The following is a 25,370-nucleotide window of genomic DNA, read 5'->3' on the forward strand; positions in this document are numbered from 1 at the left end:
AACGTAGTCCAACTTCGTATCCGCCAGCGAACGCTCCAGCTGCGCTTATTCATCGGTGATAGCAAGTAACTTTGCCGCATCGGCATCCTTCATGCCACCATTCTGCGACTTGAGCCTGTTGGACGCCTCCTGGCTGAGACCGTTCCTGCGGCGCATTTGCGCCGTCGGCAGCCCGGTTTCTTGTTCTTTGATCATCCCGGTAATCTGGACTTCGGTTATTACGGGTCTTGCACGTCGGTTTGTTCCTTCGAAAGGGTGAGCAAACTCTAAATTGAAGAGAGGGAGGTTTCGGGAGGCAGGGCATTGACCAAAGCACCTCATAAGACACTCGGCAAACACCTATAACTGGGTTGCGATTCGGATTTTCAGCTCAGAACTCACATGAAGGCCCGATACTGAACGCCACATTTTCAAGGGTGAATTTCATGATTTATATCAGACCATTAAGAGCGATTTGGCAAGAAGTGTCTGAATAAAACACCCCCACCCCATGCGTAATCCAGTCAAATTTTAATCAATGTTTCCGCTCCGGTGACGGAAAACACCAAAATTTGAAATTCAATAACAACTTGTATAAACTTTATCTCAATGCGGCGGGATTGATGATCGCCGTACCGTACAAAATCTGGGTGGGGCAACGCTTTGGAGTTTGTACATGTGGGCCTGGACCTTTCTGACGACCGCTTACGGCGTGATTGGCTGCGTAAAAAGCGGTTGTTTCAACTGCGTCAGTGGTGTTGTTCCAGCGATTAATCATCTTGGAAATGACAGTTCCACAAGTCTTCGACGCTTACAACCAGCCGTCGTGGCACGAAAGCCCGATTGCAATCGCACCATGAAAACCTTTTTCAACAGGCGCCGCCAGCAGGTTGAGTCCACCTGCAAAACCCATCAGGTGCATGCGTAAAAAATCCTAAAGAGTAACCAGTAAGAGCAGAGAGCTGCTCAGTTTTTTAAAAAGTGAGGATCAAAAATGACTGTAAATCTGGCCAGAGCGCGCAGGCTGAATGCTTTGAACCGTCGCAATACAGACCGCATGCTCGTCGACCCGGCAGCGCATTTTTCGCAGGTCAACCTGCCCGATGATGGCACGGTTGCAGCCTATCTGATTGATGCTCTTGGACACGGGTGCTGTGTAGAGGCGCTGGAAACAGAAACCGGTTGGTCAAAGTCCACCGTGGTCATCAACCTTTACAAGGTTGCGAAAAAATCAGGTGTGGGTATCCGCCGTAGCGCCAAGGAACTGCACCTGGTGCTGCCAGAAGGTTCAGATCATATTTATCCACGCGCGAAAATCGTAGCCACCGGAACCACACTACACCCCATGAACGACAGGATTATAAACATGCCAGATCAGACGGCGTGACTGCATGCTTGTGATGAACCCTGAAAATGCGGCTGTCAGAGAGCAGGTGTGCTGTGAACCCGCAGGCAACGGGGTACATCCTTTAAACGATCACGTCCTGCGCGCGTTGTGCACCAACGTCGAACACGCGCTTATAGCGTTCGATTTCCGAGGCGGGGCCCATCGCCTTGTTTGGATTATCGGACAGTTTCACGGTGGGGCGCCCATTTGCCTCGATGGCTTTGCAAACCAGTGAGAATGGCGCAAGGCTGTCTTGCGGCACCAGATTTCGGAAGTCATTCGTCAAGAGAGTTCCCCACCCAAAGGATGGTTGCACCCGCCCCGAAAACTGGTGGTGCAGGCTGCGGATCTTTTCCACATCCAGACCATCACTGAAAATCACCCGCTTTTTGCTCGGGTCTTCACCTCTTGAGCGCCACCAGGCGATCGCGTCTTCGGCGGCTTGCACAGGGTCCCCGCTATCCACTCTGATCCCTGTCCATCCGGCCAGCCAATCCGGCGCTTTTTCCAGAAATCCGCTGGTGCCGAAGGTGTCCGGCAGGATGATGCGCAGGTTGCCTTCGTGCTCATCGTGCCAGTCAGACAGGACGTCATAGGGTGCTTGCGCCAAAGCGCTGTCACCCTCCGCGAGGGCGGCGTAAACCATCGGCAATTCATGCGCATTGGTTCCGATTGCTTCCAATTCGCGGTTCATGGCGATCTTGCAGTTGGATGTGCCGGTGAACGACGCGCCAAGACCTTCCCGCATCGCTTGAACGCACCAGTCTTGCCACAGGTAGCTATGACGCCGACGCGTGCCAAAATCAGCAATCGACAAGCCGGGAATGTCGCGCAAACCTTCTATTTTTTCCCAAACCCGCGTCATTGCCCGCGCATACAGTACTTGCAGCTCAAACCTGTCCATCTGATCAAGTACCGCGCGCCCGCGCAGTTCCATCAGCACTGCCAAAGCCGGAATTTCCCAGAGCATGACCTCGGGCCAGCTGCCTTCGAATGTCAGCTCAAACTGATCGCCTTTGCGTTCGAGGTGATAAGCCGGAAGACGAAGGTTTTCGAACCATTCCATAAAATCCGAACGAAACATCTGACGTTTGCCGTAGAAGGTATTGCCGCGCAGCCATGTGCTTTCCCCGCGCGACAGGGAAAGTGAGCGAATATGATCCAGCTGTTCGCGCAACTCCCCCTCATCAATGAGTTCGGCAAGGGGGATATGTGTGGATCTGTTGATCAGGCTGAAGGTCACGCGCGTATCGCGTTTATTGCGGAAAACCGACTGACACATCAGAAGCTTGTAAAAATCCGTGTCGATCAACGAGCGTACAATCGGGTCGATTTTCCATTTGTGGTTCCAGACGCGGGTTGCGATATCAACCATTCGCTGTCTCCAGACGCACACCCGCATTTTGCATCGCTTGATGCGCCGCATCACGCGATCCATCAAGGTCAATCGCGCGGCACAGGTCTTCGCGCACTGTGACGTCGAATTTCAGTTTGGCGGCATCGATCGCCGAATAATTCACGCAAAAATCGAACGCCAGCCCGACCAGCGTCAGTTTTTCAATCCCTCGGCTGCGCAGGTAGCCTTCAAGCCCTGTTGGCGTTTTGTGATCATTTTCAAAAAACGCGGAATAGCTGTCTATGGCCGGATTATGCCCTTTGCGCAGGATCAAATCTGCGGCGTCACTTTGCAAATCAGGATGGAACCGCGCGCCGTCAGAACCCTGCACACAATGGTCCGGCCACAACACTTGCGGGCCATAGTCCATGTCGATCAGGTCGTAGGGCGCCTGCCCCGTGTGCGACGAGGCAAAAGAGGAATGACCCGCCGGATGCCAATCCTGTGTCAGCACAACGGCATCCGCCTGCTGCATAAGTGAGTTGATGCCCGTGACTATCCCATCCCCATCTGGAACGGCAAGTGCGCCACCCGGACAGAAATCAAGCTGAACATCGATGACAATCAAAGCGTGGGTCATGCGTTTTTCTCCCGTCTGGAATATGGCTAAGCGCCTGTGTGCAGCCCGTCAATGCCGACGGCGGTGATGCGCCACAACACTCTTGCCTGAGAGGGCGCGCAGGCGTATCCCCTCGCCCATGTTTATTATTGCCGCACTCTATCATTTCACCCGCTTTGACAACCCGGCGGCCCTGAAGCCTGCCTTGCTGGACCTTTGCAACGCACAAGGCGTGACCGGCACGTTGTTGCTTGCACCCGAGGGCATCAATGGCACGATAACAGGATCGCGCGCCGGGGTTGATGCGGTTATTGCACACCTGAAGGCTCTGCCCGGATGTGCCGGTCTTGAGTGGAAAGAAGCACAAAGCGAGCGGGCAAATTTTGGCAAGATGAAGGTCCGCATCAAGCGTGAAATCGTGACGATGAAGCAGCCGGATGTCGATCCGCGTGCGCAAACGGGGCATTATGTGACCCCGGCGGATTGGAATGCGCTGATCGCGCAACCCGATGTCGCGGTGATCGACACCCGCAACGATTATGAGGTCGAAATCGGCACGTTCTCAGGCGCGATTGACCCCAAGACCCGAAGCTTTGGCGAGTTTCCTGCCTGGTGGGAGGCCAACAAGCACCGCTTTCACAATAAAAAGATCGCGATGTTCTGCACGGGTGGTATCAGATGTGAAAAATCCACCAACTACCTGCTTGGTCAGGGAGTTGAGGATGTGTTTCACCTGAAAGGTGGTATTCTCAAGTATCTCGAAGACATCCCGCAGGAAGAAAGCAGTTGGAACGGTGCCTGCTTTGTATTCGACAATCGCGTCAGTGTGGGCCACGGCCTTGAAGAAGGGCCGCATCTTTTGTGTCACGGGTGCCGTCAACCAATCCTGCCGGACGACAAAAACCGACCTGAATATGAGGAAGGTGTCAGCTGTCATAAATGTTTTGAAACGACGTCACCGGAGGATAAAGCACGATTTCGCGAACGTCAGAAACAAATCGAACTCGCCAGAAAGAGGGCTGATTCCTGACCTGTTTAATGCACAGGCCTTTTGTTTTTAAGGTTGTGAGACAGGATAAAGCCGCCGCCCTCTCCCGCGTGAGTGCGACCCGTAACCCAACACTCACCCCAAAACCCAGTCAAACGTTTTCGACGTTAAGCGAACTGAAACATCTTTCAGTGTATTGCTGGCTCTGGGTGAACTAAAGAGTGGTGGAGACATGGCTGCGCAGAGTAATCTGGCACCAGTCATCATCAAGAAAAAGAAAAAAGTCGTAGGAGGTGGTCACCATGGTGGCGCCTGGAAGGTCGCTTACGCGGACTTCGTGACTGCGATGATGGCCTTTTTCATGATGATGTGGCTGTTGAATGCAACGACTGAACAACAACGCGCGGGCCTCGCGGATTATTTTGCGCCGACGATTCCGATCAATCGGATCTCCGGCGGCGGCGACGGGGCGTTTGGTGGCGACAGTATCTTCTCTGAAGAAACCTTGCCGCAAAACGGGCTCGGCGCGACATCACAGCACGCGACCCGCAAGAAAGCCGCCAGCGGAGAGAGTGGTAACGATTCTGACGGTGGCGAACAGGATTCATCCGACGAAGAACTCCAGGCCCTCATCGAAGAGCTTATGGGCCGCGGTGGTGAATCGACCGTCATGGAAAATGCACTTGAACACATCGTGACCCGAATCACGGATGAAGGTCTGGTCATTGAACTGTTTGCTCTGGATGGCCTGCCGCTATTCCAACCAAACTCCGATGATCCAACGCCCTTGATGACACAGCTCGTCGAACTGGTAGCAAGCGTTGCTTTCGCTGCAACGAACAACATCGCTATCGGGGCTCATGTGCCATCACGTCCAATCGTTGTCGCACAAAACCCTGTGTGGGACGTGTCGACGGATCGCGCGACACGCACACGGCTTATGTTGCAGGAAAATGGTCTTGAGCCAGAAAGAATGCACCGTGTCACGGGTCATGCGGATCGCGAGCCGGTGCACCTGAACCCAATGGCAACACGCAACAGCAGAGTGGAAATCGTGCTCCTTCGTGAATAATGGCAGAAATAGGGCGCATTTTATATGTTAGCTCAGTGTTAAGCCCAAGCCGCTATCTGATGATACCAAGAACGGATTATCACATCAGAAAGGCGTGCCCATGTCGATTTCATCTTCGCTCAATGCAGGCGTTGCAGGTTTGCAGACCAATTCGCAGCGATTGGCGTCCATCTCGGACAATATCGCAAACTCGTCGACCTTTGGATACAAGCGGGTGCAAACTGACTTTGAGTCGATGGTCCTCTCCTCGGGTGGCGGGTCATATGCTGCCGGGGGTGTGCGGGCGAATACGCAACGCCTGATCGATGAGCGCGGCACGCTGGTCTCGACGTCAAACTCTACTGACCTCGCAGTGCGTGGGGGTGGCATGCTGCCAGTGGCACAATCAGCACAGGTCCAGACCGCAGGTGCCGACGCCCCAATGTTTCTGACAACCACCGGCTCGTTTCGCACGGATGCTGAAGGGTATTTGACATCGCAATCTGGTCTCGTGCTGATGGGGTGGCCCGCTGCAGCAGACGGGTCAATTCCTGTATATCCGCGCGATACAGCTGACGGGCTGGAACCAGTTCGTATTGCCACTGGGCAACTCGCTGGAAACCCGACGACCTCCATGTCTTTGGGCATAAACCTCCCGGCTACGGAAACAGAGGCGGATTCAGCCGGTCTCACTGAGCAAATTTCTGTTGAGTATTTCGACAACCTCGGCACCTCGCAGAGCGTTAGCATCACCTTTACGCCAGACGTGCCAGCGCCGGGCAACCCTGCGACCAACACCTGGACGATGGAGATGTTTGATTCTGTCAATCCGGCCGTTTCCATTGGTTCGTACACTTTGGAGTTCAACGACTCTCGGACGGGTGGCGGTTCCCTTTTTGATGTGACACCAATAGGTGCAAGTCCCGCTTACAGTGATACGACAGGCCTAATCACAATCAACGTGGCAGCAGGCCCGATCGAAGTCGACATCGGCGCGCTTGGTGATACCGAGGGCTTATCCCAGCTTTCCTACAGCTTCGCACCGATCTCGGTTACAAAAGACGGATCAGCAATTGGCAACTTTGTCGGTGTTGACGTTGACCCCAATGGGTTTGTGCGCGCGTCATTTGACACCGGTGAGATCAGGACAATTTATCAGATTCCGTTGATTAATGTGCCTAATCCAAATGGGCTTCAGGCCTTTGACAGCCAAACGTACCTTCCCTCCAGACAAAGTGGCGCGTTCTTTCTTTGGAATGCGGGTGACGGGCCGACTGGTGATATTGTGTCATTTGCACGCGAGGAATCCACAACAGATGTTGCTGGCGAATTGACCGATATGATCAAAACCCAACGAGCCTATTCTTCGAATGCGAAGGTCATTCAGACTGTTGATGAAATGCTCCAGGAAACAACCAATATCAAACGTTAACCCTCAGTAACTTTTAGCAATTTAGCAACCTAGAGAGGCCGAGATGTCAATTTCAGGAGCACTTTCCAACGCGATGACCGGCCTGCGCGCAGCAGGACGGACGTCAGAAGTCATATCGGCAAACCTTGCGAATGCCATGACTCCGGGCTACGGCGTACGAAATTTGTCTCTCTCTTCGTCACAGCTTGGGGGCGTGGCTATTGACGGTGTCATGCGCAGTGTCGACCCAAGTTTGTTGGCGGATCTGAGGTTAGCAGACGCAAGTTTTGGCAATGCAACCGACCGGACCAAGTTTCTAAACGACTTTGAAAACCTCCTTGGCACTCCTGACCAGGCTGATTCACTGGCCGGGCGCATGGCTGAATTTGAAACAACGCTCATTACTGCGGCCAGCAGGCCCGACGCGCCGGAGCGATTGAACGGGGTCGTTGATGCCGCTCGGGATATCGCAAATCTGATCTCAGCTGCGTCGGACGGAGTCCAGCAAGCGCGCAGTGATGCAGACCGTTCAATCCAAGTGCAAATCGATCGCCTGAATACATCTTTACAGAACGTCAAAGAACTCAATTCGCAAATTACACGAACCATATCAACAGGGAGCGATGCCTCAGCACTCTTTGACAGCCGCCAGGCGATTGTCGATGAGATAAGCGCAATTGTCCCAGTACGCTTGGTACCACGGGACAATGGGCAGATCGCGCTCTACTCAACAGGTGGTGCAATTCTGCTCGACGGCGGCGTTGCCGAAATCGAATTCAATGCGGTTAATCAAGTCACACCATTCATGACGCTGGGCAATGGGACTTTGTCAGGGCTTAGTGTCAATGGCTACCCTGTCAGAACGGATAGCGCCAGAGGCACCTTGGGTGGCGGAACCTTGGGTGCGCAATTCGAGATCCGAGATGAACTGGGTACATCCGCTCAGACGCAATTGGACGCCTTTGCCAGAGACCTAGTCGAACGTTTTCAGGACCCTGCCGTTGATCCAAGTCTAGCTGCGGGTGATCCCGGGATTTTCACCGATGCTGGTGTAGCATTTGACCCATTGAATGAAGTCGGTCTTTCTGCACGGTTGGGCATAAATGCTGACGTCGACGAGCGGCAAGGCGGAGAGTCCTGGCGCATCAGAGATGGCGTTAATGCCGTGACCCCGGGCGATGTTGGTGATGCACGGCTTATTCAATCTCTGTCAGATACTTTGACCGCAAAACGTACTCCCGCATCAGGTGAATTTGGCGCCGGGGCGTTTTCAGCCATGAACCTGATCTCGACGTTGACCTCGCAGGTCGGGTCCGATCGGAGCAGAGCAGAGCAGTCACTGAGCTTTGCGTCGTCTCAGTTTGATGAGTTGACACAGCAGATCTTGGCCAATGGTGTGGACAGCGACCAAGAGTTGCAGCGACTTCTAATTGTCGAACAGGCTTACGCCGCAAACGTCAGAATGATCGAAGCCGCAGACGAAATGATGCAAACTATTTTGAGGATATAACAGGTGAGTTCAGTCTCTTTAGGCGATTTATCCCAAGCTTTCATGATGCAGCGGCGCAGTGTCGCTCTTCGCCAAGACATGACCAAGCTCACCGAAGAGCTGTCCAGCGGTCAAGTCAGCGATATCAAGGAGGTTCTAGCTGGCAATCACAATTACCTTTCTGGTTTGGAGAGGTCTTTGGAGACGTTGAATGGGTACTCTGTCGCAAACAGCGAAGCCAAATATCTTACTGGTGCCATGCAGTCCTCTCTCGACCGTGTCCAAGACTTCAGTGGCCAGCTCGGGCTGGATCTGATCCTTGCGGGTGGCGGGCCTGTCGGTGTCATCGCAGGCAGCCCTTCGGAAAATGCAAAAACGCAACTTGAAGGGATTCTGAATTCCCTCAATGCGGACATTGCAGGCAAGAGCCTGTTTGCGGGTGCAGCAACAGACCAAGTACCTCTTGAAAGCGCCGAAACGCTCCTCACCGAACTGCGCATTGCGTTGGCTGGTCAGACCACGCCCGATGACATCATGACAGCTGCTGAGAATTGGTTTGCTGATCCGGCGGGTTTCGATGCCTTGATTTACACAGGCTCCGCAACTGCATTGGCACCTTTTTCCCTTTCCGAAACGGAACGTATCTCATTAGACGTCAGGGCGAATGATCCGGCCCTGAAGAACCTCTTGATGAATGCCGCTGTGTCCGCGTTGGCGGATGATCCAGCCCTTGGGCTAACAGTACCGCAACAATCAGAGCTGTTTAGAACTGCCGGCCTCGGCCTCCAGTCGAACCAGGACCAGTTGACCGATTTGCGTTCACGTATCGGCTTCACCGAAGCGCGTATCGAAATGATCGCGTCACGAAATCAGGCGGAAGAAACCAGTACTGAAGTAGCACGAAACGCTCTTTTGCTGGCTGATCCGTTTGAAACAGCAACTCAACTGGAGAATGTACAGTTCCAGCTCCAAGCGCTTTACTCTGTAACAGTCCGAAGCTCTCAGCTGTCACTGGTGAACTTCCTATGAAGTACTTGATCCTATTGATGATGCTGGCTTTTTCAATTGTCAGCACGGCCCATGCTGGTCCTGTGCGTATTAAGGATCTTGTCGAGTTTGACGGCGTAAGAGGAAATGACCTGGTCGGATATGGACTGGTGGTGGGCCTGAACGGATCGGGCGATGGCTTGCGAAATGCACCATTCACCGAAGAAATAATGTCAAATATTTTGGAACGACTGGGCGTAAACGTCAGCGGAGAACAATTCAGGCCTAAGAATGTGGCAGCTGTTTTTGTAACGGCTGCGTTGCCACCATTCGCGCGTGGGGGCAGTCAAATTGATGTCACCGTCTCGGCGATCGGCGATGCAAGTAGTCTGCTGGGTGGGACCTTAATCATGACGCCAATGAACGCGGCAGACGGACAGATATACGCCGTTGCACAAGGCACGATTATTGCTGGTGGCGCAACCGCTGAGGGAGACGGCGCAAACGTTACGCAAGGTGTACCCACATCGGGTGTTATCCCTTCAGGAGCGCGCGTAGAACGCGAGATTGATTTTGACCTGTCCAGCTTGAGCGAACTGCGATTAGCCTTGAGAGATGCGGACTTCACTACCGCCGCACGCATTGAGGCGGCCATAAACAATGATTTCGGACGTCCAGTCGCACTCATGCTCGACTCAGGAACGGTGAGCTTGAACGTAGATAGCACCGAAATGATCTCAGTCGCGCACGCTCTTGGCCGGATAGAGAATATTTCGGTAGAGCCAGAACGGAAAGCCCGTGTGGTCGTAGATCAACGATCAGGTACAATTGTAATGGGCGAAGATGTCCGAATATCGAGGGTGGCGGTCTCGCAAGGCAACCTGACGCTGCGAATTCAAGAGGCACCAATCGCAATACAGCCAAATCCTTTTGCTGAGGGCGAAACGGTCGTTGTACCGAGGACTCGCGCAGAGTTGGAAGAAGAGCCCGGAATAGGTTTGGCCGAAGTCCCTGATGGCACATCGCTGTCAGAGGTTATCGCGGGTCTAAACGCTCTGGGTGTTTCGCCAAGGGATATGATTGATATACTTAAAAGCATAAAGGCCGCAGGCGCATTACATGCAGAATTTATTGTCCGCTAGGCCTGTTTCTAGTACCTTGGTGCGGGGTGTGGTGCAGTCAAGCACTGTATTGAATGTACGATATCGCGAAGACCAAACACCTGCTCGACCTCCAATTGCGTATCAGACAAATAGCCCTGCCGCAGTCGGCCCTTACCCCAATCGTGATCGGCGACACTGAATTTGGAGGTGTGGCGCGTGTCAGATTTGCGACGCTCCCGTTAAGGGCGGCGCTCGCAACGTCGCTTATGAACGCGGTAATTTCAGATTAACCAGTAGTGTGAATTCTCAACTCGGATTCAGGGTTAGTTCAGCATGTTTAGCCACAGTGGTTTTGCAAGAAGAACAAAGCTGGAAATCGCTCGCACTACGAGAATTCGGTTCATCTGAATTTGTCGTCAAGACAGTCGGCTGAAACAGACTTTGGTCAGATCTACGTTGTAGAAAGTAAAGTAATGGTCAGGTATGGCTTCACAGCTCGTTTTTTGAGACTTACGGTCGCTGGCTATCTGGCTTCAATTGTCACCGTTGCCGCAGCTGTTTGGTTCGCGTCAGCGCCGGTTCTTCACGACATGCAGAACGGCGCAAAGAGAGTTCATTTAGAAACGAAAGCAAATGTTATCGCGGGCCTTTTGGACGATGTAATGGCCAATGGACGTGCTGTGAGTTCTGATCAAAACACTATTGCATTTGCTTCTGGTGAAACCGGTCTGGAACAGGATACGAAAACGCGGCTGTCAGACCTTACAAATGTACGGCTTTTCGATAGCCTAGGACGTGTGCTTTTTAATCGACCGACACTTTCGGCCGGCTCACCGTTTCTCAAAGTCGAAGGTAAAGAAGGGCTTGCTGAGATGGTCGCGGGCAGACGCGCGCTCCTTCCACGCGTCTTGTATCGCCCCGGTGATTCAAAATTCGAAGCGCATTTCCAAATTTCCATTCCGCTGCTCTACGAGAATGCAGTGGCAGGCTTACTTGTTTATGAGTCGCATATGGACCTAACAGCGGTTCTCAGCAGTGCAGATGATGTCCTTGTTACAATGCTGCTCACGCCTTTTCAAAAAGACCAATGGGCGTCTTGGACTAATGGCGGCGAGATCATTGATGTTCAAATCCCCGATCATAGCTTTTTCGTAGCAGCCCAAACAGATCGCAGTGTCTTTGAATCAATTGGTCTTGATCTCGTTCTCACTGCAATTTCAGTCGCAATGGTTGCCTTGCTGCTACCGTTTGCATTGATGGCCTTCTCAGGCATGCGCGCCATCGTACGACCTCATAAAGATCTACTAGAGTCACAAAACCTGCTTGCCGAGAAGCAAGGAGAATTAGAAGAGCTGGCGCAGATTGCCGAAATGGCATCAGAGAGCGTCACCGTTACCGATGAGAACACGCGAATAATCTGGGTCAATCGAGCGTTCACAACAATGACCGGGTTCTCGGTCGAGGAGGCGGTGGGTCAAACACCAAGACAACTCCTACAGGGACCAGAAACCAACAAAGAGGCGCGCAACGAAATCAGACAAGCTGTGCAAGCGCGTCGTCCCGTACAGACAGAAATTATCAACTACCATAAGGACGGGTCGCGCTATTGGATCAAACTAAGCATAGCACCGTTGATTTCTCTGCGTACCGGAGAGCTTAGATTTACAGCAATCGCAACGGATGTAACGGAAGCGAAAGAAGCACAACATACGATCTCTGAAGCCAAGCGTGAAACAGAGCATCAAGCTCGACACGACCCTTTGACGGCACTACCAAATCGCCGTTACCTTGATGAGGTGCTGGAGTCTGAGGTATGCAATTCGGCCGCGGCACGCACCCTTATTCGGGTAGATCTGGACCACTTCAAAAATGTTAATGATACCCTCGGGCATGCTGCCGGAGATTTTGTTTTGGTTGAAGTCGCGAATTGCTTACGGCGATCTATCGGACCAAACGATTTGGCAGCACGGGTTGGAGGCGACGAATTCGTCATACTGCTTGCGGTCGATGGCAATACGGACAAAGCAAAAGCCTTGACAGAAAAGCTGCGGGTTCAACTCGGGACTGACATGGTCTTTGAAGGTAAGACTTGCAGGATTGGGGCCAGCTTTGGGATTGCCACAGCATCCGAAGGTTTGGTCGGGAATGAAGATCTTCTTAAAAGTGCCGACGCTGCCCTTTACGTCGCCAAAGATACCGGCCGGAACACGACAACCCTGTACACTCCCGATGTGCACCATGCTGTTTTGGCAAAAAGAAAACTATCCTCGGAGATAGAACAAGGAATTGCGCGCGGAGAGTTTATTGCATTTTTTCAACCACAAATCGATGCGCTTACTGAAGAGTTGGTTGGTGTGGAAGCCCTCGTTCGCTGGTGGCATCCGACGCGTGGCATTCTTCCACCGAACGAGTTCTTGAAAGTCGCTGAACAGCTGCGCATTTTGTCTGATATTGACCGTCAGGTCTTTGCATATGGTCTCGATTGTATGCGCATCCTAAACGAAGATGGCCTGCGCATTCCAAAGATTTCTTTCAACGTTGGTATGCATCAGCTGATGAATCCTGTGATTGATTATCTTGCAGGCCAGGTCAAAATTGGAAACACACGAGTATCGCTTGAGGTCCTTGAAAGTGTCCTCATAGAAGAGGATGCTTCGGGGTTTCAGGCGCGCATTTCAGAGCTGCGCGACATGGGCTTTACCATTGAAGTTGATGATTTTGGATCAGGCCACGCATCAGTTGTCGGGCTAAAAGCGCTCAATCCGGACATTATGAAACTCGATCGCGTTCTCGTGGCACCTGTTACGGAAAGTGCATCTGCTCGCACACTGATCAAAAGTATGGTCGAGATTGGTAAAGCGCTTGGGATTTCAGTAACCGCGGAGGGCATTGAAACCGCCGAACATGCCGCAATCATGCGCGATCTGGGATGTGACACATTTCAAGGTTACTACTTTGCACGTCCAATGGACTTTGATCAACTTCGCGAATTTATTAAGGACGGGTATGACACAAAGCTAGATGGCGTCGCGTCTATCGCCGTACAGCGCGACCGGTTGGGTGACATAAAATAAGAACGGCACAGAAATTCGGGTATGCACTCTAAAAAACCAATGCACTTGAAGCTGCATCTATTCCTACGGAGGTTTGCACACCTGTCGGGCGTAGCAAATAAGACTGAGTTTTCTTAACCCAATAGCACCTTCATACAGCGTCTTGACGGACGCACATTGAACGGCACGGGCCTATTTATCACAATTACAAGATCAAAGGCTTCTGTCGCGCGCGACAAACTGGCTTGCCTTCGCCCCCATGACGTCAGCTTCCGCCTCAAGACCCGGATCGTCGTTGACTGGGGTTCCTGCAACGGATGTCGTTGGGCTCACTCGACCCTGTTTTTGCTGCACGATGTGCCAGGCTTCATGCGGTAAATGCCGCTCCTGCCCACTCGCCAGATGTATGTCATTTCCCTGTGCGAAAGCATGGGCGTTCACGGCCGCCGGTGCCGACGAATTATAGTGTACATTCACACCGCCAATGTCAGTTCCGGACAATTGCTGAATGCCTTCCTGAAGCTGTACAGGCAGACCACCCTCGGAGACAGCGCTCTTGTCTTGAAGCTGGATCGCCTTGCCTTGAAGCATTTCCTCATCTTCTATTCGCTGCATTGCCTTACCCTGCAGCATCTCTTCCTCTTCTATCCTTTGAACCGCCTTACCTTGAAGCATTTCTTCCTCTTCTATCCGTTGGATAGACTGTCCTTGGAAGCCTGATAAATACGCAGTTGCACTGCTTTTATCAGCTTTTCGCTGCAACGCTGCCAGCGACTTCTCGGGTATGCTGTGAGGTGACGCAGCAGCGCCCGACTTCGATGCGGTTGAAGCTGTGTTTGTACGTTCCGACGCGAATATCTGAGCCATTTGCGTTCCTTTCGATCGTAGTTCAATAACACGTAATGATAGAAAAAACACCTATGTGTTTCACGCGACCACACGCTGCGCGCGCATGACAAGATAAATGATAAATGCAGGAACTTGCACGCCTGCAGCTCAGAACGTGGCGATGCGTCGAGATGATGATCGTTTTCGACAGCTTGACGCCAGAAAACTTTCTAAGCAGTTAATTTAAGTGGAGTTGACCCCTCTGCCCGGCACTTTCTTCAACCGGGATTCTACCCAGAATTGTTTTCTTGCCTTGAGACGCAAAAGTGACCTAGGGTTGAGGTATATTGCATTTACACACGTTTAAACAGTTGCATTCATAACAGTAATACAATGAGAAGAAGCCAGCGATGACCCGCGCCGTCCTGTTTGTCCTGATACTGTCCTGCGCGATTGGAACCTTTGCGCCAATTGCCCATGCCTGTCCCGATGTCCGACCGGAAGGGGATATCATCGTGGCGATGCGTGATGACGCAAGGCCGTTTTCTTACTTCAAGGCGGATGGTGCACCTGCTGGCTTTGCATATGATCTGTGGCGAAATGTAGAACGCTCGTTGTCCGTCCTCGATGCAGAAGGCAGATCCGTTGCGCCAAACGTTAGTTTCGTGCCCTGTAACACCATTGATGGCCAGGAAATCGGGCTGGTAAGTGGTCGCATCGACATTGTGATTGCACCGCTCACCATCACGTCCGAGCGGATGCTATCGTATGATTTCTCCCAGCAATACCTGTCTTCCGGCATTGCCTTGGCATTGCCCCCGTCAAACGCGATCGACTTCTCCCAAGCCAAGGATATCGTATCAGAAACAGTCTTTCATCCAACTGTCGCGCGCGCCGTACTGCTTTTCCTGAGCTTCAATCTGTTGATGGCCTTCCTGATCCGCTGGCTGTTGTTTGCCAAAAATGCAGACGGCGAGCACACGTCCGCTTCCGTGTGGCTGCGTTCGATCCTTGAATCGATTATTCGCACAATTGGCCTGCGCGGTGTTGGCGATGGATACAGCACAGCCATGGCAAAAGTTCTGGAGATTTTCTTGGCAGTGGTTGGAACGGCCTTGTCAGCGACGTTGCTCGGGGTTCTGACATCCGCTTTTGTCGGCTCTGTCGGTGGACAACAAAAGGTTGCGGCACAATCGCTTACTGAAATGTCGATTGCGACACTCGACTGCTCGACGTCACAAAACCTGCTTTTGGTCGAATATCGCAAGCGCCTTCAGGAGGCAGACCCGAATTCTGCAGAGGCCGAAGCACTGAAAAAACGCGTTGCCCAACTCACCTGCCGACCCGAAGACCCAGAACGCGAAGATATATCCGTTGACAAAGACCCCGCGCTGAAGGGGCATGTGACACTGGTGTCGAGCTGGCCCAAGGCCGCAAATCTGCTTGCCAAAGGCGAGGTGGACGGAGTCCTTGGTGATTGGATTGCACTCACTTATCTGAGCCGTCAGGACACTTACGGCGATAAAATCTCGGTCTTGCCGACCGTATACCGCAATGAACCATACGGCTGGGGTATTTCGCGCGCTTCGGTGCCGCAAAGCATGCGACGCGATATTGACCGCGCACTGATCCGTGAGATGCGCAACAGGAACTGGCGCAAGAGTATCGAAGATGAGCTCGGCACAGGCAGCGTGTCACCAAATTGACAGCGCAGGGGAAAAAGCCTCCATCATCCAAGATTCAGTCAGTCACCAAGGTCGACGCAACGACGCAGGCATCCTACCAGCTCTACTTTTCATCTGGCCTTTACGACCTGCGGTATCCAAGCCCCAACCGGATTATGTGGCAGCGGATTGAGCAGTTTTTGCATGCAGGCTCTGCCGTTCTTGATTTCGGCTGCGGAAGTGGGCGCTATTTGATGCGACTACAAGGGCGCGTTGCGCGTGCCGCTGGTTTCGATGTGAGCCCGGCCGCGTTGGACACAATCCGTGAGCGTGCAGCGCAGGCCGGATGGCACGACTTGCACATTCTCGGCCCTGCAGACACTGACATTTCAGACCATACGCAAGCGTTTGGGAAAATGGATCTGGTGCTCTGCCTGTTTGGCGTTCTCGGTCATATTACGGATGAAAGAGCACGCGCGGATGCCTTGCTGCGCATGCGCCACGCCCTCAAACCTGAGACTGGCAGGCTGTTGATATCAGTACCGAACAGAGCCCGCCGATTTCGCGCTGAACAAGCCATGAACAAGGAAGGCTGTGGGTTGGTGCGCTATACGCGACAAACAGGTGATGGCCAGAACGTTGTATTGAATTACCAGCTATTCGATCCCGAAAAACTGGTGCAGGAACTTGCGGCGGCAGGCTTTAACCTCCGCCGGATCGGGTGCGAGAGTGTTCTCCCTGAAAGCTGGCTTTTACACAATAGCCTTGCGAGAAGGTTCGATGCAATTCTGACGCCGCTATGCCCACCCCGGTGGGGATATGGGATTTACGCCGAGGCATCTTGCTGACAGCCTGTAAGCTGGAAATATCGGAACATCGAGCGACCGGCGTCACCATATTCTGAGCAGAAAACGGCTGCTCGCCCCACCCGCTCCCACGTCGTTTAATTCTCGTAGATCAGGTACGTTCGTGGTGCTTTCCATAAGGAGGTTCCAGCACCGAAATTGATCTGGAATCCGTCGTCCTGGCGTCTGTTGCACACTTCTCGAATACCGATACGCCCCCTTGCGCTGTCGTGATGATATTTTCGAGCGTGACCGCCAAGCGTGCAAGTCGGGCAGTAGGGCAAACGGGTATCAAAAATGTCAGACGATTGCTTATCTATCTAATATCACGTCATTATTTTTATGTCAGACGATTTAAGACCTCTGGTACCTCGTCCAAGAAATGCGCCCAAGAGTTGCATGGGAAAATTCCGCTCCCGTAAAAAAGTCAAAATTTACGAGAGTTTGGTTGCTTTTAGACAACTTCAGGTTACGCTACGTCAAATTTCCTAGAAAGGTGGGCTGGTGTATTTTCGCCATTTGTCTCGCGGCAACATCTGTTTCGTTTCCATGTTAGCAACACAGGGGTCAGCCCTGTGATTGATCTGACGCTCAAGCTCATTTGTGACCGGTTGAACGCGCACCTGTCAGCGCTCTTTTCGGTTCCCGAGGATCTTGTGACGATCGGACCGCTGAATGATGCAGAAGGCAAACCCACAGCGGAGGCGCGCAACCGACTGACCATCTTTGTGACCAACCTTGCACAGGACAGCATGCCCAGAAACACCACCACGCGTGGCGTTGCTCAAATCGGGCAGTCGCCCCCCGTCCATCTTGATATCTACTTTATGCTCGCCTCCGGACATGATGCCGAGATCTACGAGGAAGGGCTGAAGCTCGTGTCTGCGGCGCTGATGTTTTTTCAGTCCAATTCAGTCATGACACCTCGAAACACACCTGAAATGCCCGCAGGCATTTCGCAGTTATCCATTGATATTGCAAACCTCAAGGTTGAAGAGATTGGCCAGTTATGGGGCAACCTCGGCGGGCGGTATGTACCTTCGGTCATGTTTAAAGTCCGCTCCGTCATCATAGACGCAGGTCTTGTCAAATCCATCACACCGCTGATCCGTGCACCCGCAAGTTCCGCCAAAGCGGAGGCAGGCTGATGGGGTGGGGCGTACTCGTCGAGTTGACGATGGAGCATGAATACTATGCCCCGAACATGCCCCCAGTCACGCTGCGCCCGAACGATGAGCGAAGCTTTGACAAGGACGGGCTATTGTTGCGTCAACAGGGGACCAAAGGGTTTGTTCTTGCTGAAGATGATGCAACCGGGCTGCCACCGCAGATCGCGATTGACCTGCATATTCAAAGCGCTGATGTGATCACGGTAACAGCCGGTGGGGACTGGAAGCAGGTCCCGCAGATTGACCTGCCAATGGGCACGGATCATGCGACGCTGGACCCGGTCAGACCAGAGGTGATGCCGACACAAACGCCCGGTCACTGGCGCTTGGCGCAGTTGATCATAGACATCACACCCGGCGTTCATCGCAAAGTGCACGTCACATTCAAAGCCGTGTCATCGCATTGGGCCTATCACGTGATTGGTCCCGGAAATGACGAAGTGATGATCGAGGATTCAGAAGGCAGAGTATCATTTGCCCCCTTGGGGGTGACAACCTTGCCCGATGGCAGGCCCGCGAATGTCCTGCGCTCCAGCGATGCTCTGCCAGCGCGCGCACGGCCCGGACAGCGCTTCAGCTTGTCAAAACCCGGCCCCTTCGGCCCGCGCACTCTCATTCCTGTGCTGCCCACGCCGCAGCCACTTTTCGCTACTGTGCCAGCCCCGGACGGGACAGGCGCAATCATTCAATCTGACATCTACGTCTCGATCTTTTAAAGGAGGACCCGCAGCATGGTCATGAAAACCCCCGGCGTCTACATTGTCGAAAAAAGCGCCTTTCCCAACTCCGTCGTACAGGTCGCCACGGCGGTTCCGGCGTTTATCGGCTATACCGAAAAAGCAGTGAACGGGAACGTATCCCTGCACGAAACTCCAATGAAGATCACCTCAATCTCGGAGTTTCACAACTACTTCGGTGGCGCGTCCGAGCCCATTTTTGACATCAAGCCATTTGAAGAGCGCGCATCCCCACAGCCTTATGGCGACGACGCCGATATGGCGACAGTCGCCGAGCTGCCGCAGGCAGTGTTCACCGTTGACGGCCCGGCTGGCCCCGTAAAATACGAACTTATTCAGACCAACACCGCATTCACGCTTTATAGTGCCATGCGCGCCTTTTTCCTGAATGGGGGCGGCACATGTTACGTCACTTCGATCGGGTCCTACAAAGATCAGATCGATTCAGGCGCGATGCTCAAAGCCATTACCCGGCTGGAAAAAGAGCCTGAACCGACGATGCTGGTCATTCCTGAGACCACGCGTCTGAACCGCCAGAATTCGCTCAAGGTGCAACAACAGATGTTGGCGCATTGTGGATATACGATGAAGAACCGCTTTGCCATTCTGGACATCCACGGTGGGTATCTCGATGAACGCAGCCCGCGCGGCGACCCCATCAAATGTTTCCGCAACGATGCTGGCACCAGCTATCTTGATTATGGTGCCGCTTACTATCCATGGCTCGACAGCGCTGTCTATCAGTCGCGCGACTTCAGCTTTGAAAACATAAACCTGAAAAAAAGCCGCAACACGTTTATTTCGCTGCTGAAAACCAGTGTCAAAATGGACAAGGCAATCGTGCCGGAGATCCTGAAAGTGGGCACGGCCGTGGTATCCGGTGACTTTACGGTCTCCGTAACGGCGGGCGGTATATCTGTCATCAAAGGGTCAGACATCCACGCAGCGGACGATCTGGCAGACGCCGCAGAGCTGAAATACAAGGTTGTCGGCGCTCCCAAGGATGCAACTGACAAAGAGGCTGCTGCCGATTTGGTCGCGGATATGAAGGGCAAGATCGTCGTCGCCGCAAAGAATGCAACCGATGATGCGCTCAAAGAAGCCGACCCGGCGTATGAATTCACTCAAAAAGACGTCGACGATCAGAAAGTGCGCTACGTGCACACCGACGCGTCAGGCGGCGACGGCTTTTTCGAGCTGGTGATCACCGATAATGAAGGCGTTCAGACATCTGCCCGTAAGATCGCTGTCATGATCGGCAGTGACGTACTTGCTTTGCCAGATGTAAAAAAGAAAAAGCCCGTGACGATTCCTATCGCGGAAGACGGTGTAACGATCGACAACGTCGTCTTGCTTGGTGCCGATGAAATCGACGCGGTGGCACGTCAAAATGAGGATGACGCGGTCAAAAGCGCGACTGAAGCGATCCTGGCCCTTCCGGATAATGCAACGGATGAGGCGAAAGAGAAGGCGAACAAGGAACTTGCGGACGCGAAGGCCGCTGTCGTTGTCGCGTTCAAAGACAAAACGCTGACCCGCAAGGACATCGGCGTCTGGGAAGTCAAAGGCACAGAGGCCATCGTCTTCACACCGGACCCGGCACTCGATCGGGCGGAGACCTCAGTGCGCTATAAACTGATGGCAGGTGGCGAGTTGTCCAAGCCTAAGGAGATCAAAATCCTCATCGACGGTATTTCCGGAGACGATGCGACCGATGATCAAGCCGCTAAGACAATCGACAAGACGATGCGCGTCGTTGCGCCGCTTTACACCGATGTCATGAACGCCATCACCAAATATATGAACACCATGCCACCGGCTGCGGCGATGGCCGGTATCTACACGGCAGTGGATAACACGCGTGGCGTCTGGAAAGCGCCTGCGAATGTGTCCGTTGCCGGGGTGACGGGACCGATGGTCAATATCGACCATGCACAGCAAGAAAACCTCAACGTTTCGACAACAGGCAAATCGATCAATGCGATCCGGCCGTTTGTGGGCGAAGGGACATTGGTCTGGGGCGCGCGAACGCTTGACGGCAACTCGCTGGACTGGCGCTATATCAACGTGCGCCGCACCATGATCATGATCGAGGAATCAATCCGGCTGGCCGCAAAAGCCTATGTGTTTGAACCCAATACGGCGCAGACATGGGTGACAATCCGGTCGATGATCGAAAACTTCCTGACGTCAGTCTGGAAAGCGGGCGGCCTTGCAGGCGCGGTGCCAACGGATGCGTTCAGTGTCCATGTCGGTCTGGGTCAGACGATGACGCCGGTGGATATTCTGGAAGGCAAATTGCTGATCACAGTGCTGGTGGCCGTGACGCGCCCTGCGGAATTCATCGAGATCACTTTCCAGCAACAAATGCAGAAATCATAAGAATTGAAAAAGAAGGATAAGAATTATGGCAGATGATGGCTCCGCCCAAACAACAGCAATCTGGCCGCTTCCCAAGTTCCATTTTCAGGTAAAATGGGACGACACGGAACTGGCTTTTCAGGAGGTTTCGGGTCTCGACATCGAGTCCGAAGCACTTGAATACCGCGCAGGCAACAACCCGGTTTTCTCCAAGATCAAAATGCCGGGCATGATCAAATACAGCAACATCACCATGAAAAAAGGCGTATTCGTCAAAGACAATGCGTTGTTTGACTGGTTTACAGAAATTAAGATGAATGTGATCAAACGCAAGGCGATCACGATTTCTTTGCTGGATGAAGCGCAAGCGCCGACGATGGTGTGGAAGGTTCAAAACGCCTTTCCGATCAAGGTCACGGGCACCGATTTAAAAGCTGAGGGCAATGAGGTCGCGGTGGAAAGCATCGAGATCGCGCACGAAGGCTTTGTTATCGAGAACGCCTGACGCCTATGGATCCGCTTAACCCGCCTGTTGCGTTTCATTTTTCGGTCATGTTCGTGGGGGGAACGCCCGCTGTGCCGGACATGGCGTTTCAGGAGGTGTCCGGCCTTGAAAGCGGCCTCGAGACCGAAGCGTTGGTTGAAGGGGGCGAGAACCGCTTCGTTCACCAACTGCCCAAGCCTCTCAAACAGGGCAATCTCAAGCTCAAGCGTGGGATGACGACAACGGACAGCGGTCTGGTGAAGTGGTGCAAGGCCACGATCGAAAACGACTTGGCCAAACCAATCGAACCCAAGGACATTACGGTGTCGTTGTTGAATGAAGAGCGTGACCCGGTGGCCGTCTGGTCCATCGGGAACGCCTATCCGGTCAAGTGGACGGTAGGAGGATTTGACGCGATGAAAAATGAACTGGCCGTCGAAACAATCGAACTGGCCTACACTACCCTGAAGAGGAAAACCTGATGGCTGTCGAGATTGGAACGCTGGTCTTGAAAGGCCGCTTTGGCCCCGCCGAGCCGGACACCGCGCAGGCGCAACCCGACCTGAGTGATGCGTTCGAAGCACTCAGGCACGAAGTGTTGCGCGAAGTGGATCAAAAGCTGGAACAAGCGGCGCGCCGCGCGCGGGAGCGTTGATCAGTGGCCAAGCTCAAAATCATCAAATGTGCGATCAAATCGAGCAAGATCGAACCCAAAAGCGGGGCGGCGAACACATTTCAGGCGACGATCAACCCGGAGAGCTATAAGCACAACTATTCGCTTCAATATACCGGCACCAAAAACAACAAGGATGCGCCCGTTGGAAAGTCGGGCACAGTGCCCAAGTACTCGATGGCTGATCCTGAAAAGATCGGTTTTTCGATCACCGTAGATGGGACAGGCGTCGTGCCGGACGCCAAGGGAAAGACGGTTGCCGCGCAGATCGATCAACTGCGCAAGATCGTCTATGACTATGACGGTGACGAACACGAGCCAACGGCCGTCAAGATCATCTGGGGAAAGGGCCTGAAGGCGTTTTTCGGCAGGCTGACCGACATGGCCGTGGATTATACGTTGTTTCATCCCGATGGGACCGCCTTGCGCGCCAAGATTACGATGAATTTCATCGAGGCCCGAACCGCGGCGCAAGAGGCGCTGGAGGCCAAACGGCGCTCGCCCGATCTGACCCATGTCGTGCGTGTGCAAAGCGGCGATACTCTCCCGATGCTCTGCTACCGTATTTACAAGGACGCGGGCAAATACCTCACTATTGCCGCCTTCAACGACTTAGACAGCTTTAGGGATCTGGAGCCAAACACACTGCTTCGTTTCCCGCCGATTAGGTGATAAAAAGCCATGCCAGCAAGCCCATTAGACAATTCAGATGGCCCGCTTACCATTTCAGTGAAAGCTGATGGTGACGAAGTACCTGATTATCTGTCGATCCAGGCGATTTACGTCACATATGAACTCAACCGTATTCCCGAGGCGACGGTTGTCATTCAATCCGACTCTGTGGAAATTGACGAGTTCGAAGAATTGGACAGTGATCTGTTTGGTCTGGGTGTTAAAATTGAAATCAGCGCAGGGTTTGGCGATTCCGGATATCAGAAACTGTTCACAGGCATTGTGATCTCGCAGCGCGCCCGGCTCGACGCGCAACAGGGCGCAAGATTGGAAGTGATGTGTCGTGACAAGGCTCTCAAGCTGACCGAAACACGCAGTTCGGCACCTTATGAAGAGATGAACGATAGCGATGTGATGAAAGGGATAATCACGGAAGCTGGGCTAACGAGTGACGTTGACAAAGTCGAAACCAGCGTAGGTACGCAGTTGCGCATCGGCGCGACCGACTGGGACTTTCTCCGCTTGCTGGCCGATCGAAACGGCTTTGTGCTGGCCGTCAAAGACGGAGAAATCAAAGTCACCAAGCCGGACAGTTCGGTTGAATCAGCGTTGCTGGTAACTTTCGGCAATGACATTATCGATTTTGACATCTCTTTGGATAGCAGTCGCTCGATCAAAGAGGCCGCACAGGACGCATGGGATGAAGCCAGCCAGGAGCGCGTGTCAGGCCCCAGCAGTTACAAGCCAAAGCTCAGTTTTGGAGAAACCAAGTACAAAAGTTTCGCAGAAAACCTCGGGGATCGTGCGCACAAGATAAGCACATCACGCGAAGTGGATGCAGCAGACCTCAAGGAGATGGCCAATGCCCGCGTTATGCGGTCTGAACTGGCGGCTGTTTCCGGTACGGTTTCTTTTCCGGGCTGCGGTAAAATCTGGCCGTTGGATGTTCTTGAAATTTCCAACACGGGGAACCGCTTTGGCGGCAACGGGCTCGTTACGGCGGTCTCTCACACAATCGAGTCCGGCCAGTGGACCACGCAGACCCGGCTGGGCTTGCCGCCTGACTGGACCAGCGACAGCCTTGGTCTGGCTGCCCCTGCGGCTGAGGCGATAACAACCCCGATCCATGGCCTCCAGATTGGAAAGGTCGTTCAACTGACAGACGATCCCTTGGGCAAGCAGCGCATTCAGATCTCTCTGCCGATGATAGGTGCGGATGGTGCGGATGTCTGGGCGCGCTATGCGCAACCCTATGCGTCGGACGGGGCGGGCATCCAGTTTCTACCGGAGGTGGATGACGAGGTGATTGTCGCCTTTCTGAACGCGGACCCCAATGCGCCGATTATCGTCGGATCACTGCACAACGACAAAGCAAAACGCCCTGAAATAGAAACCGAAGAAAACAAAATCAAAACGATTGTGACGCGCGAAAAACTGAAGGTGATCTTTGATGATGAAAAGAAGATCATTACCGTTGAAACACCGGGTGGTCACAAACTGGTCATGGATGACGAGCAGAGCAGTTTCAGCATGGAAGACATGAACGGCAATGCCATCGTCATGGATAGCTCGGGCATCGCGCTGACCTCAGACAATGACATCACGCTGACCGCAACGGGCAAAATAGAGGCTGAGGCCACAATGGACGCGACAATATCCGGGCAAAACGTGACCTGCGAAGGACAGATCGGATTTACCGGCTCTGGCGGTGCGACGGCTGAGGTATCGGCGGGCGGTCAGACAAAAATCGAAGGCGCCATGGTGATGATAAACTAACATCAATTGGAAAGGGGGCGGGGGAAATGCCACCAGCAGCAAGACTAACCGATATGCAGACCTGTCCGATGGTGACAGGCATTGTCCCACATGTGGGCGGCATCATTGCGGGACCGGGTGAGGCGACCGTCCTGATCGCCAAGATGCCTGCCGCCGTCGTGGGGGACAATTGCATTTGCGTCGGCCCCCCTGCGACGATTGCGAAGGGTTCGGCAACCGTATTGATCGGCGGCAAACCGGCTGCACGCATGGGCGATACGACATCGCACGGTGGCAGTATCGTCGCTGGCGCACCAACAGTGATCATAGGAGGTTGATATGTCGGAGAATGATCCGGGCTTTCTGGGACGCGGCTGGCATTTCCCACCCACCTTTGACCCGGCAACCGGCGAGGTTCAGATGGTTCAATCCGAACCGGATATCGAAGAAAGCCTGTGTATTCTGATGGCAACTCGACCCGGAGAACGGATCATGCAGCCTGCTTATGGCTGCCGCCTGCATGACTATGTGTTTGAAACCAACGATGGAGAAACAGAAGCCGCAATCGAAACTGCCATCCGACAGGCCATTCTCTTTTTCGAACCGCGCATCACGCTGCATGAAGTCAGCGTGGATACAACAGACTGGATGAGTGGCAAGATGCGGGTGTCATTGGACTATACTGTGGATCAGACAAATTCGCGTTCTAACATGGTTTACCCGTTCTACATCCATGAGGGCACTCTGGTGGCCGATACCCCCATGCTGGCGATGTAGGA

At 53.3% G+C, this 25,370-nt stretch carries 23 protein-coding genes and 1 pseudogene; 20 read left to right on the forward strand and 4 right to left on the reverse strand.

The window, feature by feature from the left end; all coding sequences use genetic code 11:
* Positions 1-48 precede the first annotated feature (48 nt).
* Positions 49-195, reverse strand: a pseudogene (locus K5Q35_RS19315) (IS3 family transposase); the annotation flags it as partial.
* A gap of 778 nt (positions 196-973) precedes the next feature.
* Between K5Q35_RS19315 and K5Q35_RS19320 the strand changes: the two are divergent.
* Entirely contained in the window at positions 974-1,366 is a 393-nt protein-coding gene (locus tag K5Q35_RS19320) for a hypothetical protein (protein ID WP_220801020.1), read from the forward strand.
* Positions 1,367-1,448: 82 nt separating this feature from the next.
* Here K5Q35_RS19320 and pncB read toward each other — a convergent pair whose 3' ends face one another.
* Complete coding sequence (gene pncB, locus K5Q35_RS19325) at positions 1,449-2,741, reverse strand: nicotinate phosphoribosyltransferase (RefSeq protein ID WP_013963507.1); 1,293 nt, start codon at positions 2,739-2,741, stop codon at positions 1,449-1,451.
* Positions 2,734-3,342 (reverse strand): bifunctional nicotinamidase/pyrazinamidase, encoded by a 609-nt coding sequence (pncA, locus tag K5Q35_RS19330; protein WP_220801021.1) that lies wholly within the window; start codon positions 3,340-3,342, stop codon positions 2,734-2,736. Before pncA ends, pncB begins: the two co-directional genes overlap by 8 nt.
* A gap of 118 nt (positions 3,343-3,460) precedes the next feature.
* On the opposite strand from pncA, the gene K5Q35_RS19335 reads away from it, so the two are divergent.
* The 7 genes from K5Q35_RS19335 (at position 3,461) to K5Q35_RS19365 (ending at position 13,424) form a co-directional block, all read left to right on the forward strand.
* Positions 3,461-4,351: a rhodanese-related sulfurtransferase gene (locus K5Q35_RS19335; RefSeq protein ID WP_220801022.1), complete on the forward strand. Its 891-nt coding sequence runs from the start codon at positions 3,461-3,463 to the stop codon at positions 4,349-4,351.
* Between the two features lie 190 nt (positions 4,352-4,541).
* Positions 4,542-5,381, forward strand: coding sequence for a flagellar motor protein MotB (locus tag K5Q35_RS19340; RefSeq protein ID WP_220801060.1), 840 nt, complete (start codon positions 4,542-4,544; stop codon positions 5,379-5,381).
* A gap of 100 nt (positions 5,382-5,481) precedes the next feature.
* Complete coding sequence (locus K5Q35_RS19345; protein ID WP_013963511.1) at positions 5,482-6,792, forward strand: flagellar hook protein FlgE; 1,311 nt, start codon at positions 5,482-5,484, stop codon at positions 6,790-6,792.
* A gap of 43 nt (positions 6,793-6,835) precedes the next feature.
* Positions 6,836-8,281, forward strand: a complete 1,446-nt coding sequence (gene flgK / locus K5Q35_RS19350) for a flagellar hook-associated protein FlgK (RefSeq protein WP_220801023.1) — start codon at positions 6,836-6,838, stop codon at positions 8,279-8,281.
* A gap of 3 nt (positions 8,282-8,284) precedes the next feature.
* The gene (locus K5Q35_RS19355; RefSeq protein WP_220801024.1) at positions 8,285-9,289 is read left to right on the forward strand and encodes a flagellin; all 1,005 of its coding nucleotides are present in this window, start codon (positions 8,285-8,287) and stop codon (positions 9,287-9,289) included.
* A complete protein-coding gene (locus K5Q35_RS19360; RefSeq protein ID WP_013963514.1) occupies positions 9,286-10,389 on the forward strand; it encodes a flagellar basal body P-ring protein FlgI in 1,104 nt (367 codons plus the stop codon). Before K5Q35_RS19355 ends, K5Q35_RS19360 begins: the two co-directional genes overlap by 4 nt.
* 434 nt (positions 10,390-10,823) lie before the next feature.
* The gene (locus K5Q35_RS19365; protein ID WP_220801025.1) at positions 10,824-13,424 is read left to right on the forward strand and encodes a bifunctional diguanylate cyclase/phosphodiesterase; all 2,601 of its coding nucleotides are present in this window, start codon (positions 10,824-10,826) and stop codon (positions 13,422-13,424) included.
* A gap of 192 nt (positions 13,425-13,616) precedes the next feature.
* Here the strand turns inward: K5Q35_RS19365 and K5Q35_RS19370 are convergent, their stop codons facing one another.
* Positions 13,617-14,270: a DUF4157 domain-containing protein gene (locus K5Q35_RS19370; RefSeq protein WP_220801026.1), complete on the reverse strand. Its 654-nt coding sequence runs from the start codon at positions 14,268-14,270 to the stop codon at positions 13,617-13,619.
* Positions 14,271-14,641: 371 nt separating this feature from the next.
* Here K5Q35_RS19370 and K5Q35_RS19375 point away from each other — a divergent pair, with 371 nt between their 5' ends.
* From K5Q35_RS19375 to K5Q35_RS19430, 12 genes are all read left to right on the forward strand, one after another.
* A complete protein-coding gene (locus tag K5Q35_RS19375) occupies positions 14,642-15,937 on the forward strand; it encodes a transporter substrate-binding domain-containing protein (protein WP_013963518.1) in 1,296 nt (431 codons plus the stop codon).
* A 134-nt stretch (positions 15,938-16,071) separates the two neighbouring features.
* On the forward strand, positions 16,072-16,743 hold the full coding sequence (locus K5Q35_RS19380) for a bifunctional 2-polyprenyl-6-hydroxyphenol methylase/3-demethylubiquinol 3-O-methyltransferase UbiG (RefSeq protein WP_220801061.1): 672 nt from the start codon (positions 16,072-16,074) through the stop codon (positions 16,741-16,743).
* Between the two features lie 572 nt (positions 16,744-17,315).
* Positions 17,316-17,888 (forward strand): DUF4255 domain-containing protein, encoded by a 573-nt coding sequence (locus K5Q35_RS19385; RefSeq protein ID WP_220801027.1) that lies wholly within the window; start codon positions 17,316-17,318, stop codon positions 17,886-17,888.
* Positions 17,888-18,625: a hypothetical protein gene (locus K5Q35_RS19390; RefSeq protein WP_220801028.1), complete on the forward strand. Its 738-nt coding sequence runs from the start codon at positions 17,888-17,890 to the stop codon at positions 18,623-18,625. The genes K5Q35_RS19385 and K5Q35_RS19390 overlap by 1 nt, the downstream gene beginning before the upstream one ends.
* A 15-nt stretch (positions 18,626-18,640) precedes the next feature.
* Positions 18,641-21,028: a phage tail sheath C-terminal domain-containing protein gene (locus tag K5Q35_RS19395; protein ID WP_220801029.1), complete on the forward strand. Its 2,388-nt coding sequence runs from the start codon at positions 18,641-18,643 to the stop codon at positions 21,026-21,028.
* 25 nt (positions 21,029-21,053) lie between these two features.
* A complete protein-coding gene (locus K5Q35_RS19400; RefSeq protein WP_013963523.1) occupies positions 21,054-21,512 on the forward strand; it encodes a phage tail protein in 459 nt (152 codons plus the stop codon).
* 5 nt (positions 21,513-21,517) lie between these two features.
* Entirely contained in the window at positions 21,518-21,973 is a 456-nt protein-coding gene (locus tag K5Q35_RS19405) for a phage tail protein (protein ID WP_013963524.1), read from the forward strand.
* The gene (locus tag K5Q35_RS19410) at positions 21,973-22,146 is read left to right on the forward strand and encodes a hypothetical protein (RefSeq protein WP_013963525.1); all 174 of its coding nucleotides are present in this window, start codon (positions 21,973-21,975) and stop codon (positions 22,144-22,146) included. Before K5Q35_RS19405 ends, K5Q35_RS19410 begins: the two co-directional genes overlap by 1 nt.
* A gap of 3 nt (positions 22,147-22,149) precedes the next feature.
* A complete protein-coding gene (locus K5Q35_RS19415; RefSeq protein ID WP_013963526.1) occupies positions 22,150-22,836 on the forward strand; it encodes a hypothetical protein in 687 nt (228 codons plus the stop codon).
* 9 nt (positions 22,837-22,845) lie between these two features.
* Positions 22,846-24,612, forward strand: coding sequence for a phage baseplate assembly protein V (locus K5Q35_RS19420; protein WP_220801030.1), 1,767 nt, complete (start codon positions 22,846-22,848; stop codon positions 24,610-24,612).
* Positions 24,613-24,638: 26 nt separating this feature from the next.
* Entirely contained in the window at positions 24,639-24,929 is a 291-nt protein-coding gene (locus tag K5Q35_RS19425) for a PAAR domain-containing protein (protein WP_044025425.1), read from the forward strand.
* A 1-nt stretch (position 24,930) separates the two neighbouring features.
* Positions 24,931-25,368, forward strand: a complete 438-nt coding sequence (locus K5Q35_RS19430; protein ID WP_220801031.1) for a GPW/gp25 family protein — start codon at positions 24,931-24,933, stop codon at positions 25,366-25,368.
* Positions 25,369-25,370: the final 2 nt, after the last annotated feature.

It is taken from the genome of Roseobacter sp. OBYS 0001 (assembly GCF_019654895.1).
Taxonomy (GTDB): Bacteria; Pseudomonadota; Alphaproteobacteria; order Rhodobacterales; family Rhodobacteraceae; genus Roseobacter; species Roseobacter litoralis.

Bases quoted from the DNA above. Each gene is read 5' to 3' on its own strand.
- K5Q35_RS19320 (WP_220801020.1), top strand. From the start codon at position 974: ATGACTGTAAATCTGGCCAGAGCGCGCAGGCTGAATGCTTTGAACCGT.
- pncB (WP_013963507.1), bottom strand. From the start codon at position 2,741: ATGGTTGATATCGCAACCCGCGTCTGGAACCACAAATGGAAAATCGAC.
- pncA (WP_220801021.1), bottom strand. From the start codon at position 3,342: ATGACCCACGCTTTGATTGTCATCGATGTTCAGCTTGATTTCTGTCCG.
- K5Q35_RS19335 (WP_220801022.1), top strand. From the start codon at position 3,461: ATGTTTATTATTGCCGCACTCTATCATTTCACCCGCTTTGACAACCCG.
- K5Q35_RS19340 (WP_220801060.1), top strand. From the start codon at position 4,542: ATGGCTGCGCAGAGTAATCTGGCACCAGTCATCATCAAGAAAAAGAAA.
- K5Q35_RS19345 (WP_013963511.1), top strand. From the start codon at position 5,482: ATGTCGATTTCATCTTCGCTCAATGCAGGCGTTGCAGGTTTGCAGACC.
- flgK (WP_220801023.1), top strand. From the start codon at position 6,836: ATGTCAATTTCAGGAGCACTTTCCAACGCGATGACCGGCCTGCGCGCA.
- K5Q35_RS19360 (WP_013963514.1), top strand. From the start codon at position 9,286: ATGAAGTACTTGATCCTATTGATGATGCTGGCTTTTTCAATTGTCAGC.
- K5Q35_RS19365 (WP_220801025.1), top strand. From the start codon at position 10,824: ATGGTCAGGTATGGCTTCACAGCTCGTTTTTTGAGACTTACGGTCGCT.
- K5Q35_RS19370 (WP_220801026.1), bottom strand. From the start codon at position 14,270: ATGGCTCAGATATTCGCGTCGGAACGTACAAACACAGCTTCAACCGCA.
- K5Q35_RS19375 (WP_013963518.1), top strand. From the start codon at position 14,642: ATGACCCGCGCCGTCCTGTTTGTCCTGATACTGTCCTGCGCGATTGGA.
- K5Q35_RS19380 (WP_220801061.1), top strand. From the start codon at position 16,072: ATGTGGCAGCGGATTGAGCAGTTTTTGCATGCAGGCTCTGCCGTTCTT.
- K5Q35_RS19390 (WP_220801028.1), top strand. From the start codon at position 17,888: ATGGGGTGGGGCGTACTCGTCGAGTTGACGATGGAGCATGAATACTAT.
- K5Q35_RS19395 (WP_220801029.1), top strand. From the start codon at position 18,641: ATGGTCATGAAAACCCCCGGCGTCTACATTGTCGAAAAAAGCGCCTTT.
- K5Q35_RS19400 (WP_013963523.1), top strand. From the start codon at position 21,054: ATGGCAGATGATGGCTCCGCCCAAACAACAGCAATCTGGCCGCTTCCC.
- K5Q35_RS19405 (WP_013963524.1), top strand. From the start codon at position 21,518: ATGGATCCGCTTAACCCGCCTGTTGCGTTTCATTTTTCGGTCATGTTC.
- K5Q35_RS19410 (WP_013963525.1), top strand. From the start codon at position 21,973: ATGGCTGTCGAGATTGGAACGCTGGTCTTGAAAGGCCGCTTTGGCCCC.
- K5Q35_RS19420 (WP_220801030.1), top strand. From the start codon at position 22,846: ATGCCAGCAAGCCCATTAGACAATTCAGATGGCCCGCTTACCATTTCA.
- K5Q35_RS19425 (WP_044025425.1), top strand. From the start codon at position 24,639: ATGCCACCAGCAGCAAGACTAACCGATATGCAGACCTGTCCGATGGTG.
- K5Q35_RS19430 (WP_220801031.1), top strand. From the start codon at position 24,931: ATGTCGGAGAATGATCCGGGCTTTCTGGGACGCGGCTGGCATTTCCCA.